General features: G+C 69.2%; 1 protein-coding gene. It reads right to left on the bottom strand.

The window, feature by feature from the left end; all coding sequences use genetic code 11:
* On the bottom strand, positions 1-303 hold a 303-nt coding region (locus AOK24_RS34940), incomplete at its 3' end, for a biotin/lipoyl-containing protein (protein WP_338060967.1).
* Between the last annotated feature and the right edge of the window lie 109 nt (positions 304-412).

Raw genomic sequence — 412 nt, 5'->3', positions numbered from 1 at the left:
AGAGGCGGATGCATGAGCCCGCACATCAGGAAAACCCCCCTCACCTGCTGCTGCTCCGGCGTCCACCGAGATGATCGCCACCCCCACATCCACGGTCGCCCCCTCGGCGAACCGCAGCTCCCGCACCACCCCGTCGTACGGGATCGGCAGCTCCACAGCCGCCTTCGCCGTCTCGACCTCGCACACCACCTGCCCGTCGGAGACCACGTCCCCCGGCTGGACGTACCACTTGAGGATCTCCGCCTCGGTGAGCCCCTCGCCCACGTCCGGCATCTTGAATTCGCGTACCGCGGATCCGGTCATCGTCGTCACGTCCCTCTCCTCAGTACGCCAGGGCACGGTCGACGGCGTCGAGCACCCGGTCGAGCCCCGGGAGGTACTCCTCTTCGAGGCGGGCCGGCGGATAGGGGGC

Source organism: Streptomyces niveiscabiei, from assembly GCF_001419795.1.
In the GTDB taxonomy this organism is placed as follows: domain Bacteria; phylum Actinomycetota; class Actinomycetes; order Streptomycetales; family Streptomycetaceae; genus Streptomyces; species Streptomyces niveiscabiei.
This window is presented reverse-complemented; position numbering and strand designations above follow the sequence as displayed.